This window comes from Gordonia phosphorivorans (genome assembly GCF_042432625.1).
In the GTDB taxonomy this organism is placed as follows: Bacteria; Actinomycetota; Actinomycetes; order Mycobacteriales; family Mycobacteriaceae; genus Gordonia; species Gordonia phosphorivorans.
In genome coordinates this window covers 1-12,541 of sequence record NZ_JBHLWV010000008.1, presented here as the reverse complement: position 1 = coordinate 12,541, position 12,541 = coordinate 1, and the positions used below count along the sequence as shown (strand labels likewise).

The 12,541-nt window shown below is 60.6% G+C and carries 8 protein-coding genes; 2 read left to right on the top strand and 6 right to left on the bottom strand.

From position 1 onward, the window contains the following. Positions 1–464 precede the first annotated feature (464 nt). Positions 465–1,778: an ISL3 family transposase gene (locus tag ACFFJD_RS02405; RefSeq protein WP_382360385.1), complete on the bottom strand. Its 1,314-nt coding sequence runs from the start codon at positions 1,776–1,778 to the stop codon at positions 465–467. A 438-nt stretch (positions 1,779–2,216) separates the two neighbouring features. Here ACFFJD_RS02405 and ACFFJD_RS02400 point away from each other — a divergent pair, with 438 nt between their 5' ends. Both ACFFJD_RS02400 and ACFFJD_RS02395 read left to right on the top strand, forming a co-directional pair. Next, positions 2,217–3,155 carry a HamA C-terminal domain-containing protein gene (locus ACFFJD_RS02400; protein ID WP_382360382.1) on the top strand — a complete coding sequence of 313 codons (939 nt, stop codon included), beginning with the start codon at positions 2,217–2,219 and terminating at the stop codon, positions 3,153–3,155. Beyond that, entirely contained in the window at positions 3,152–5,707 is a 2,556-nt protein-coding gene (locus ACFFJD_RS02395; RefSeq protein WP_382360379.1) for a DEAD/DEAH box helicase, read from the top strand. Before ACFFJD_RS02400 ends, ACFFJD_RS02395 begins: the two co-directional genes overlap by 4 nt. Here ACFFJD_RS02395 and ACFFJD_RS02390 read toward each other — a convergent pair. The 5 genes from ACFFJD_RS02390 to ACFFJD_RS02370 form a co-directional block, all read right to left on the bottom strand. Then, positions 5,704–6,432: a DCL family protein gene (locus ACFFJD_RS02390; RefSeq protein WP_382360376.1), complete on the bottom strand. Its 729-nt coding sequence runs from the start codon at positions 6,430–6,432 to the stop codon at positions 5,704–5,706. The two genes, ACFFJD_RS02395 and ACFFJD_RS02390, sit on opposite strands and share 4 nt — an antisense overlap. Before the next feature lie 95 nt (positions 6,433–6,527). Continuing rightward, entirely contained in the window at positions 6,528–9,602 is a 3,075-nt protein-coding gene (locus tag ACFFJD_RS02385) for a type I restriction endonuclease subunit R (protein ID WP_382360373.1), read from the bottom strand. A 1-nt stretch (position 9,603) separates the two neighbouring features. Continuing rightward, on the bottom strand, positions 9,604–10,242 hold the full coding sequence (locus ACFFJD_RS02380; RefSeq protein WP_382360370.1) for a restriction endonuclease subunit S domain-containing protein: 639 nt from the start codon (positions 10,240–10,242) through the stop codon (positions 9,604–9,606). Further along, on the bottom strand, positions 10,235–11,749 hold the full coding sequence (locus ACFFJD_RS02375) for a type I restriction-modification system subunit M (RefSeq protein WP_382360367.1): 1,515 nt from the start codon (positions 11,747–11,749) through the stop codon (positions 10,235–10,237). The genes ACFFJD_RS02380 and ACFFJD_RS02375 overlap by 8 nt, the downstream gene beginning before the upstream one ends. A 212-nt stretch (positions 11,750–11,961) precedes the next feature. Then, complete coding sequence (locus ACFFJD_RS02370; protein WP_382360364.1) at positions 11,962–12,180, bottom strand: helix-turn-helix domain-containing protein; 219 nt, start codon at positions 12,178–12,180, stop codon at positions 11,962–11,964. Positions 12,181–12,541 lie beyond the last annotated feature (361 nt).

Below are 12,541 nucleotides of genomic sequence, written 5' to 3'. Positions count from 1 at the left end.
GCATCGCCACCAACCCCATCGCCACCGTGAGCCGCGTCGACGCGCCCAGCAACCGCACCCCCAGCACCACCGCCCCGCACACCAGTGAGAAGTTGGCCCCGGAGAAAGTTATTTCTCGGGGTGGGTAGTGGATCTCCTGCGTTTGCGCCGGTCAGGAGCCATTTTTGCGCCTAACCCTACGTGCGGGAGCGTCGCGAACGCCCAGAAGCCCGTCGAATGTTCAGCTTACCAACTCTTATCGCGGTTCTTTCTGGGGGACTTATCCAGCGATCTATCCGAGCACCTTATGAATAGTTGCCGGGTGCCAAAGTTGGTTTATGAGGTGGGTATCCGCCGCTTCTCGACTGATGGAGATCAGGTCAATCGCGCTCTGAGCGGCCTCCTTATGACCGAACGGGTCGCGATTGAGCGCTCCGTTGACCTCGAGCTCCTAAGAACTGCATCGTTAATAGGCTCTTCGTATTTCAGAGTGCGTTGACCCTTTCGGCGAGCTGACCGGAGTGCAGTAGGGACCGCAAGATGTAGTGGTCGAGGTTGCGGAAGCCTTGGGCGATTCCGCGGAGGTGTTCGAGGCGTCCGTTGATGGCTTCGACGGGTCCGTTGGAGACGCCGGTGTCGAAGTAGGCGAGGATGTCGGCGCGCCTGTTCCATAGGCTTCGTCCGAGTTGAGCGAGCTCGGTCAGGCCGGCGGGTAGTCCGGTGCGGATCCGTCGCAGGATCTTGTACATGAGTTTCTTGCCCTCGCGGCGGTGTCGGTGTTCGTAGGCGGCGATGAGCTGCTGATACACCTGATGGGTGATCTCCACGGCGGCGTGTGCGTCGTGGCTGGTCAACGACTCGAACAGTCGGATCTTCTGCTTGTCGGTGAGGAGTTCGGTGCGGGTATGCAGGATCCGGCGGATCTTGTAGAGCGGGTCGTCTTTACGGCCCCGGTGCCCACACACCTGCTGCTGGACCCGTTGCCGGCACCGGTCCAATTTCGTCGCGGCCAGATGCACGACGTGGAACGGATCCATCACCACCCGAGCGGTGGGAAGTTCTTCGGTGGTGGCGCTCTTGTAGCCGGTGAATCCGTCCATCGCCACGACCTTGATCCGATCCCGGAACTGCTGGTCTCGGGCGGCCATCCACTGCTTGAGGACCTGTTTGGATCGTCCGCCGATCATGTCGAGCAGGCGTGCCGGGCCCGTCCCGTCGATGACCGGAGTCAGGTCGATCAGGACCGTGACGAAACTCGGTTCCCCTTGTCCGCGAACATGTTTCCACTTGTGCTCGTCCACACCGAGGCACCGGACCCCGTCGAGGTGGTCTCCGTCGTAGACCAGTGCGCGAGCGGCGTCTGTGGCGATCTGGTTGACCGTGCTCCACGAGATCGCGAGGTTCGCGGCGACGGCGGCCACGCTCATCTTGTCGACCACGATGCGCTGCAAAATCCAGCGTTCGGTCCGGGTCGTTACTACTGCTCGCGGCCGGGCGATGTGGTCGATCCTGGCGCGGAAGACTGACCTGGAGCAGTCGCTGGTGTGGCACACGAACCGCGGAAGCGCCACGTGCAGGAGGACTGGATAGCCGGCGGCGGGCGTGTCAGTCAGGACCCGTGCGACCCGATCTCGTGGTTGACCCGCAATGTTGCAGTCCGGGCATCGTCGATCGGGGTCGAGGACCTCGCAGAAAACATGGGTCCGGTCATCGGCGCCGACGGCCGCACCGGTGATCGTCACGCCCAACTCGACGGTTCGGCAGATCGTGTCGGCAACATCGGAAGTAAGCTCAGCCATGGGTCCTGTGGTGTGCGTCAAGGGTGTGTAGGAACTTCCATGATCACACCCAGGACCCGCCTACATGTTGTGGTCGCCCGCGCTCGGCCCGAACCTCACCTACGCACTCTTAGATCCGAAGAGCCCGTTAATAGACGGGCAGCCTATCGGCCCGCACATCGTCGTCGCGCGGGATACGCATGCGGAGTCCATCTACGTCAGTTGGGCGCTCTCAAAGATGGGAGTGACGTGACGACCAAGGGCAGTGTTCAAGTGCAGACGGGCTCTCTCGCCGACGCTGCAGATCTCTACAGCGAGCGTTTCCTTCAGAGCCCTATCCTCCCCGTGCGTGGGCTCTCGTCCATACGCAGGTGCTGCGCCAGCTCACGATAGGCTTCACGCAGGTGTGCAGCGTCGCAAGACCTCTGCTCAGAGACGTTCATGACTCCAGGGGGCTCAATGGTTGAAGAAGCGTCAGTCATCGAGAGGTTCCAGGCGCTTGTGCGGGGCGGGAATGGGTCTCTGCTCGACTTCCTCCCTCCGTTCGAGGATGCTGTGACGGTTCCTGGCACAGCCACTTTGGTCCGGACTCACTTCGTCGCTCACGACATGAACGGCGCTCCTGCCGTCGAGCAACTGGCAGGGGCCATGGCAGAAGCGGCCGTCGACTTCTGCATCCCTCGCGACAAGATCGAGCGGGCGTTGGCAGAGAGTGCGCGGACCGGATCGGCCGCCCCTATCGTCAGCCTCAACGAGCAGGCGCGAGACCTCTTCGTGAAGTCCGCCGGCTCCGGCGAAGGCGGTGAGCTGCTCCTCTTCCTCCTACTCGAGCGGGTGCTAGGACGGCCGCAGCTCATCTCCAAGATGCCGCTGAAGACGAGTTCCGCGATGCATGTCCACGGCTCCGATGGAATCCACGCGAGCCTCGCAGAAGACGGCGTTCTGGACGTCTACTGGGGAGAGTCCAAGCTATATCAATCAAGTTCAGCGGCGTTCAAAGACTGCTTCGAAAGCATCGCCCCCTTCCTCAAGGACGACGGCGTCGAGGAACGAAAGCGCGACTTGTTGCTTGTCCGGGATCATCTGAACGTGTCGCAGGCCGCACTCGCCGCGCACCTCCTCGAGTACTTCGACGAATCGAATCCGAAAACGCTACGAGTCCGATGGAACGGGGTCTGCCTGGTTGGGTTCGACCACAAGAAGTATCCAAATCTGTCCGCGCTCGACGAGAAACAGCATCAAGCGCTGTCTCAACAGGTCGGCCGATGGCACGAGACCATAGGTGGCCGCCTCGATGAGTTCGAGCTCGTTGGAGTGAACATCGACCTCTTCTGCATCCCCATGCCGGACGTCAACGCTCTGCGCACGCGAGTTCTCAAGCGAATGGGTGCGATGTGACAGGAACGGCCGAACTCGAGGACTTGGTCTTCAGGTCTCAGAAGTTCCGCGATGTCCTCGAAGCTTCGAGGAAGCTGACCATGCGTAGCGAGTTCCCCACAATCCAGTGGGACGAAGAGCCTTCGCCCATCGACTGGAACTTCGCGTTGTTGTATGCCAGTGCGATCACGTCCGGCCAGTCAGAGCGCGCGCAATCGGCAATTCTCCGCATCGCTACTGCTTGCATGCTGGCAACGGACGCAGACGATGCTCATCGGACCGCGGCCACCGTTCTCCTCGAACGCAGCGGGAATCACCCGGCCGTGGAGCTGGCAGAAACCCGCGATCGCGTTTCAGTCGATGCCTGGCTCGAGCTGCCAGCCGCACTTCGGATGGAGGTTATCCGAAGCCGCATCGATCATTCCGTCAGTCTGTCGGACGGGCGGATTCTATCTGTGAACCCGTTCCAGAGAAGGTTTTGGGACGCGGTCGACAGCAACGACTGGTTGAGCGTCTCTGCCCCCACCTCGGCAGGAAAGTCCAGGATAGTCCGCGAGCACTTCCTTGAGATCGCGCGAAGCAGGGCCTCTTTCACCCTGGTGTATCTCGTCCCTACGCGCGCTCTGATCGAAGAAGTCTCGCGCGACCTGCGCACGGAAGCGCCAGCGGACGTCGACGTCTTCTCGATGCCCTGGGATCCAGACCTCGCGGATTCGACGAGGTCGATTCTCGTAGTAACTCAGGAGAGGCTTCACCTAGCTCTGGAGTTGTTCCCTTCTCTCGTGGTCGACCTCCTCTTCGTCGACGAATCGCAGTCCTTAGGCAGCGACGCCCGCGGGGTGCTCTTGCAACAAGCGATTGAACGCACGGTGCGTCGCAGTCCGAACGCGCAGGTGCTGTTCGCCAGCCCGCTAAGCTCCAATCCCGAAATCCTCATCGAGGATGCGGCTTCCGATCAGCGCTCGGACCACTTCGTGTCGGAAGCGGTAACCGTCAATCAGAATCTCGTCTGGATAGAAGGCGTCTACCGCAAGCCTCAGCGCAGGGCCGTATCCCTCGTGTCAAACGGAAATCGTCATCACCTGGGCGAGATCGAGCTCGCCCAGCGGGCAGTGACCGTGCCGATGAGAATCGCTCTCGTGGCTCACGCGCTGGCCGGGAGCAACCCGGGCAACGTAATCTACGTGAACACCGCCAGCGAAGCAGAGAAGGTCGCGAAGGCGATGTTTGAGCAGCTCCCGCCAGTAGACGAACCAGACGCGGAAATCAGTGATCTGCGAGACCTCATCAAGACTGCCGTGCATAGTAAATATCTGCTCGCGGATGTTCTAGAACGACGGGTGGCGTTCCACTACGGGAACATGCCCCTCGTCGTGCGATCGGAGATCGAGCGTCTATTCGGTACGGGCAAGATTCACTATCTCGTGTGCACTTCGACCCTGCTCGAAGGAGTCAATCTGCCGTGCCGCACGATCTTCATGCGTAACCCACAGAAGGGCGTCGGACACCCGCTGAGCGAGGGAGACTTCTGGAACTTAGCCGGACGAGCAGGACGTTGGGGCAAAGAATTCGAAGGAAACGTCGTGTGCATCGACACGGATGTTCCCGGGATCTGGCCCAATCTTCCGCTTGCACGGAAGAGGTCTCCCATCGTGCGAGCAGTGAACGCCGGATTGGACGAGACATCAGGCTTGCTCTCCTTCATCCGGTCCGCCGATGAGGTGCACAGCGACACCACCGCCGAGGGGCTCTTCGCGTACTTGTCTTCGAGACGCTTGGAGGGAGAGCCGATCAGTGCCCTCCTCAACCGGGTACCGCTCGATTCCGAGCGAGAGGAGATCGAAGCGGCGATCGTACGCGCAACAACCGAGTCCGAGCTTCCAGTCGATCTTCTGACGCGTCACACTGGGATTTCCTCTATCTCGATGGAGCGGCTTCTCTCCAGTTTCCGGTCGTCAGCGAAGACTCCAGCTGAGCTCGAGCTTCCACTCCCTGAAGAGCCCGATGCAAAGCCGCGGTTCCAAGAGGCGCTCGTGAGAATCGGAGCGACGATGACTGATGTCTTCGGTAAGCCTCGGCCTGGAGAAGACCTCCGAAAGTGGCAACTGGCGAACCTAGTGGTCAACTGGATGAAGGGCATGCCGCTGGCGCGGCTGATCGAGCAGCGGATCTCCTTCTCCAAGATCCCGGTCGCCAAGGCCATACGTGACGTTATGCGAGACATCGAATCGATCGCAAGATTCCATGCGCCCAAGTACCTCGCCTGTTATTCGGACCTGTTGGCTCTATATGCCTCCGAACTCGGCCTGGAACCGACGGATCGTCCCGACTACGCCATGATGCTCGAACTCGGAGTGTCTCGCGCCAGTGAAGTCGTGCTCATGTCGATGGGCTTGTCTCGGACGGCGACGGTCGCGATCGCTGAGCACGTCGGTGTCGATACGTGGTCGCGGGCTGAAGCCGTGGAGTGGCTCAGCCATCAGAACTTCGACGGTCTGGGCGTCCCCGTGCTAATCCAGAAAGAGATCGCGGCCGTGCTCGTAGTAGCGACGCGCCGGGCTTCCGAAGTTTAGTTGTCGCTCGAGATAGCCCACCCAAGCTCGTCAGCTTGAGTGCGTCGTGCTGCTTCGGATGCCGACGCGAGACCAAGATCGGCGTACTGCGCGTGGAACGCCAACCACCGTGTCGCCTGATCTCGGTCCTCGAGACGCGACCCGACTGCCGCGACGCCCGCGAACGCAGGCGCTACTGCCAATCGTGTCCAGCCGCCCTCGAGTTCGGCAAACCGGTAAGTGAGCTGCCCCCAGGTCGGGGCGAGGTAGATGACCTGGGCATCTCGAACGTCGCCCGTTGGGACTCCGGACAGATCGCTCAGCACTGTCTCTCCAGTACCGAAGCGGTGCTCTCTGAATGCCTGCCTGCGATCGTCTACCTCGGTGCGCAGCGCTTCCTTGGCATCGGAGCGAGGCGAGGGCTGGTGAATGGCGGTGCGATAGCTGAAGTCGATCTCGTCCCCGTCGGTTCTTCGAATCCAGATCCCGATGGCATTCGCGCCGACAAAGACACCACTCGCGTCACGGGTCCTGGCGACGAAGAACTCCTCAACCCCGGGGCCGATCTTCTCAAGGTGGTCAGGATGACGGTCAAGGACCTCGAGTAGCATCTGGTGGTGCACAGGATCCGTGATGACGTCGCCGACGGCGTACCCGGAGTTCCGCAAGATACTCCGAAACGCCGCCTCTGCCGCGGATCGAGTCGGCCACGCGAAATTGTCGAGAACTACCGGAATACTCACCATGCTCAACACCCTAGAGCGTTGGCGTGCCCGCGACCGACGGTGCTGTGGCTCGCCCAGATCACGGACCACAGATCGAAGGGACGGACCGCCGCGATCTAGTAGTTCTCTCTCACGTACTGATAGATGCGGTCGAACAGGTCGCCTTTGATGGGAAGTCCGTAGTTCTTCAGCACCGCACGCAGCTCGCGTCGAACAGATTTATCGCCCGAGTCACTCGAAGTCCAGCCGGTGTAGGCGACTTCACCGACAATCGCGTCAATGCGCTCGACAATTTCCGGCACGATCTGATGCAGCCCCTGCGGCGTGTTCTCTTCGACAATCTGGGTGAGCACACCGCGTTTCGGGTCGGCGAGGCGTTCAAGTTCCTCTTCATCCCCAGCCTCTGCGGCGCGGTCTGCCGCGACGACGTCTTGTGCGATCCTGAGTGCCTCCTCCAGGAACGCTAACGAGTCCTCGACGTTCTCGACCGCCTTCGTCCGAAGCTTCTCAATTCTCTCCGCGAGCGACTTGTAGACTCGGCTCTCTCCCTCAGCGAGACGACGGTGAAGCCGCGCCTCGATCGAGTCGAGCACCTGCTGATAAACGTCAGTCCGCTCCTGGCCATCTGGCGAGGTGTTTGACAGCCGCAGCTGCTCGGCGATGCGCTTCACCAGCGCGAGCCCGGCCGCATCCAAGGTGACCGTTCTAGAGGCCATCGACTTCACGACGACTGCGTTCATGTGGCCGTGGATCAGCTCCGTGGTCTTCGCCCCGAGCCGCGCCCAAAGGAAGGCTTTGGAGACATCTTTGGGCCGAATCGACTCATAGACCTTCGCTAACCAGAAGTACTGCTGCTTGAACGGCAACAGCATAGGGTGCGGGTCCAGGAATTCCCAGACCGTCTGGAGAGCCACGTAACCGTCGACGAACTCTGTGCGCTGCGTACCGCCATCGGGTATCCGCTCGTGCGCTATTGCGAGGGACTCGAATGAGGAATCCACGGTGTCGATGCCCGCGAAAAGATGGAGGAGCTTCGTGAGGTCGGCGACGAACTTGCCTGCCAATTTGGATACGTCAACGACGTTCAATTCGTCCTCGTCGTCCACGCTCAGCTTCGGGCCGGCGATCGCGGTGCCGATTGCCTTGGCGAGACCGATGTAGTCGACGACACGGCCGTAGTCCTTGCGCTGTCCCGTGACCGGGTTCTTCCAGGGACGGTTCGGCCGCGTGATGGTCTGGAACAGATTGGCCTCCTTGGCCGGTTTGTCGAGGTAAAGCACTCCTTCGATGGGTGCGTTGAAACCGGTCATCCACTTGGCGGTGACGACGACGAACGACATCGGGTCATCGACCTTTTTGAACCGTCGCTTCAGCGCCTCCTCCTGCTCTGGCGTAAGCAGGTACTGTTGATGCTCCTTTGGCGTGTCCTTGCTGTCGGCGACGTGCATCACCACTCCGACCTCACGGAGTCGCCCGTCGAACATGACCGCGCCGCGACGCTCGAGCTCCTCCTCGATGGCGCGCGCGTACGCGATAACCAACTTCTGGTTGTACGCGACCACTTGAGCTTTCTGCCCCAGAGGCGCGACGTAGGCGAGAAAGTGATCGACGATGTCGGCACAGACCGCGGCGACGCGATCGGGGTTCGACAGGATCGTCTCGATGTGCGAGGCCTTGCCGGAGAGGTAGACCTTCTCTTCCTCGTCGAGGTTCTCGATCTCAGCCAGCTCATCGAACGCTTCGTCGAGCGCCTCCTTGTCGAGGCTGAAGCCGACCGATCGGCCCTCCACTATGACCGGCTTCGTGAACCCGTCCGCAATGGACTGCTCCGGCGTGTACCTCGACATCACGAAGTCGGGGTCGGACGGGTCACCGAAGAGCTTGAACGTCGAGCGGTCCTTATCCTGGATCGCCGTGCCCGTCGCGCCGAAGAACTTCGCGTTCGGCACCGCCGCGCGCCATGCATCGCCAAACTTGCCCTCCTGCGACCGGTGCGCCTCGTCAACGAGGACGATGATGTTCGACCTGTCGTTCAGGTGCCCAGCCTCGGCGAACTTGTGCACGGTGGTAATCACAATCCCCGGGTCTCCGCTGCGGAGCAGTTCGTGCAACTCACGCCGGTTGCGGGGCACCGTCAGACGCGGCATACCGGCCGTCTCGAACATTTCCGCGGTCTGGCGTACAAGATCCTTGCGATCCGCGATAACGATCACGGTCGGCGAACTGCCGAACTTCTCGACGACCGCATCATCGCGCAGGAGCCGTGCTGCGGCGAAAGCCATGAGCTCTGTCTTACCCGAGCCCTGGTGATGCCAGATCAGTCCGCCACGCCCGTCGGCGAGCACCTTGTCGTGGATCGCCAGGGCTGCCTCGAACTGCGGGTACCTCGGGAGGAACTTAATGTCGGTCTCGGAGGCATCTCGAGCATGACGAAACATCACGAGGTCCTTGAGGATCGGGAGGATCACTTCGGGGCGCAGCAACAACCTCGCCGAGCGATCAACTCGGGCCGGGCCCGTGATGACCTTCGGGTCGTCCTCGGTCGAACCCCAAGGAGCCCAGATCTCCGAGTCTGGATCAGGCACAGCACGGATAGGAGCCATCCGGAACTCTAGGCCTTCGGTAGCGATGTTGAAGACGTTGGTCGCGAAGAAGTTCGGGTACTCGTCCTCGTAGACGTCGTAGATGTCCTTCGCCGCGCTCACCCACGAGACCTGCTGCTTCACAGGCGTCTTCGTCTCCGCGACCACGAGCGGGAATCCGTTCACGTAGTAAACGACGTCGAATCGCCGGGGCTTGACCGATCCGGCGATCCTCACCTCATCGGCGACTGTGAATCGGTTGTTCTCGAGCACTACGAAGTCGATCAGCCTGCGTGGAACGTGGTCACCGTTGATCGTCGTGAACGCGTGATCACCGCGTAGCATCACGGTGAGCCGTTCATTGGCGGAGACGAGCCCGTTGTGGGCATCCAGCACCGCCTGGGTGATCTCGTGCAGGACTAGGTCAGTGGATTCAGGGTCATCGCCGAGCTCGGGGTTCAGCGCAACTAGCGACTCTCGAGCCCACCCCTCGATGACGACATCATGGTCATCTCGGGGTAGCTCATCGCCATGCAGACGATCCCAGCCTGCTTCCTCTGCCCATTCGAGCAAGGAGCGCTGGATTGTGGACGACTCTGTCCATGCCATGTCAGGAGGCCTCCGCCAATAGGTCGTCGTAGGACTCAGGAATCTCAATCTCCTGGTTGAGGAGCGACGTCGTTAGAGCAGCGCGGAACCCAATGAGCGAGCCCAAGTGGCTGCCGGACCCGCCGGACTCCTTGTCGAGCGCAGAAACGCAGCGATCCACAGAAGTAATGAGATCTACGATCCGGCGTTGGATACCCAAGTCCGGCAATGGAACCGACCACGATTCGAAGTCTCGCTCTTTCCAGCGAGCCCGTCCCTCCGAACCGCCCCGCGATGCTTCGATCGCACGAAGTACTGCGCTCTGCTTAAAGTAGATCAGCAAGAACTGGGGAAGCAAGAGATCACGATCTGTCTCGTATAGCGGAAACTCATTGCTTGCGAGGGCACCATCAAGGGAATCCGGGACGACATCAAACGCCCCCTTCTGCGTATCAATTCTGTTAAAGACGAAGTCGCCGCTACGCGCTCGATAGAGCGTCTTCGCTTTGACTGTGTCAGTGGTGCCGATTCCGCGGTTGTACGCCCCTTTGCCATGCCAGCGGACGCCCATCGTGGTGTACTCGACGCCAGGTTCGAGCCGGACCGCTTCGCGGCGCTGTTTTGCAACCGAAGCTACTGGTACTACGCGCCACTTAGTCATCGCTCACCTCAATTGCGCTCAGATCAATCCCCGCCGCCTGAAGCCGTCTAAACATGTCTGCCTCAGCTGCGATGCGCCTTATTCGACTGTCCGCGTAGGCCGTCAGCGTGCTGCCAAGATCAGCTGATTCTTCGGCCGCCACCGTGATGTAGTGACCGAGCCTCAAGTCGAAATCTCGACTGGCGATCTCGTCAATCGGAACGAGTCGGACGTTAATACGGTCCACATCGGCTGATTTGGTACCGCTCCGGTAGGTGTCAACCAAGGCATCAACGTCAGCGGCGGTCATCGAGTTCCGGTTGACTGCCTTCTCAAACCGGGCCGAGCCATCGATGAAGAGCACTTTGCCGGCGCGAAAAGCAGACTTATTGGCTCGAAAGATCAAGATGCAAGTCGGAATGTCTGTGGAGTAGAAGAGATTGGGCGGCAGTCCGATAACCGCTTCAAGCAAATCGGCCTCAACGAGTTTCTGTCGAATACTGGATTCGGTCCCCATCCGGACCAAAGTACCGTGTGGCATAACGACGCCAACCCGACCAGAATCTGGCGTCATCGAGGCAATCATGTGCTGGATAAATGCGAAGTCGCCGTTCTTCGCAGGCGGCACGCCGTACCGGGCTCGAGGGTCGGTTGCCCAACGGTCCGCTCCCCAGTTCGCGAGCGAGAACGGCGGGTTGGCGATTACAGAGTCGAAAGTGCGCAGAGCACCTCTGGCGTCCTTGAAGGCGGGGGCACGGAGCGTATCCCCTCGCTTGATCTCGAAGTCCTCGATCTCATGCAGGAACAAATTCATCCGCGCGATCGAGGAGGTGGTTAGATTGATCTCCTGACCGTACAGGCGCAGAGTCCTGTGATCCAGGTTGGCGTCGCGGAGTTGGTTGATAGTCGCGACCAACATCCCGCCCGAGCCGCAGGCAGGGTCGTACACGGACTCTGCCGGCTGCGGCTCTAGGATTCCTACCAGCAGGTTGACGACCTCGCGGGGTGTGAAGAACTCCCCCGCCTTCTTCCCTGACTCGTCGGCGAAGTTCTTCAACAAGTACTCATATCCAGCGCCTAGAAGGTCGTGGGAGACCGTCGTCGGATCGAGCTTAATTTTGTTAAAGGCCTTGATCAAGTCAAGAAGTGCTGACTCTGGGATTCGCTCCTTGTTACCCCAAGCAACATCACCAAAGACTCCGGCAAGCGAGCGCGGGTTAGCCTTCTCAATCCGCTGGAAGGTGCTCGCGATCTCCGCACCGAGGTTTTTGACCTTCGTCGTGGTTTCCGACCATAGCGTGCCTTCGAGCATCTCAAATCGGTGGTAGTCAGCTTCGATCTCGTCGTCGAGGTCGTCCCCATACTCGTCAAGCGCCATGTCGTGCTCGTACACCCAGGTGTCAGAGATCCATTTCCAGAAGAGCATCGGAAAGACGTAGGTCTTGAAGTCGGCTGGGTCAACGGGGCCGCGCAGAGCATTTGCCGCGTCCCAAAGCCTGGACTCGAGCTCTTGCTGGGTGATCGTCACTGAGTTGGTGCCCTTCTGTGATTGCTTTGGTCCACACGCGTACTGAGCCGGTCGCACCGAGGCTCAGGCGCAGTCACGGTGAAAGTCGACTCGAATCAGGTCGACTGGAGCCATTCACATCGTATAGATAAGCGGCATCATTCAGACTTGCCGTCGCTGTGCGACATCTTGTCGAAGTATCGCACGCTGGAAGCTACGCGGATGCGTCAGGTCTATCCCTGAGCGAGTAGCAGCGCTGCCGCATCCACGCCCAACTGCTGCGCCAGTGCATCGACGGAGTCCAACGTGAGGTTCCGCTCGCCGCGTTCGACTCCGGCGAGGTAGCGCGGGGTTACCTCGAGCTGCTCAGCGAGCGCCTCCTGAGTGAGCCCCCGGCCACGACGAATCTCGCGCACCTGCGCGCCGAGGGTCGACTTGAGAGAACTGGTCACCCCTCAAGGCTCACGATAGGAAGCCATGAGTTCCAGGTAGTCATCACTTCCAGGAAGCGATGACTACCAGTTAAGATTGGCGACGAGATGTGCTCGTATACGAGGGAGACGTCATCGATGATGCAACCGATGAGCCGCTGGGGAGACCAACCACAGACGAGTCCCGGCCCAGCCACATATCAGTGCGCCTCGATGCCGCCACACAATCGGCACTGGCCAAGCTCACCAGCGACGGGACTCGCGCCTCAACGGCAGTGCGCGCGGTGTTCATCGGGAGCTTCCCGGCGATCGCCGCCGCCACCGCCGCCTTCGGCCTCCTCGACGGGACCGCCGCGCGATTCTGCTGCATGCTGATCGCCGG

Excerpts from the sequence above, each read along its gene's own strand:
- ACFFJD_RS02405 (WP_382360385.1), bottom strand. The coding sequence starts at position 1,778 with ATGGCTGAGCTTACTTCCGATGTTGCCGACACGATCTGCCGAACCGTC.
- ACFFJD_RS02400 (WP_382360382.1), top strand. The coding sequence starts at position 2,217 with ATGGTTGAAGAAGCGTCAGTCATCGAGAGGTTCCAGGCGCTTGTGCGG.
- ACFFJD_RS02390 (WP_382360376.1), bottom strand. The coding sequence starts at position 6,432 with ATGGTGAGTATTCCGGTAGTTCTCGACAATTTCGCGTGGCCGACTCGA.
- ACFFJD_RS02385 (WP_382360373.1), bottom strand. The coding sequence starts at position 9,602 with ATGGCATGGACAGAGTCGTCCACAATCCAGCGCTCCTTGCTCGAATGG.
- ACFFJD_RS02380 (WP_382360370.1), bottom strand. The coding sequence starts at position 10,242 with ATGACTAAGTGGCGCGTAGTACCAGTAGCTTCGGTTGCAAAACAGCGC.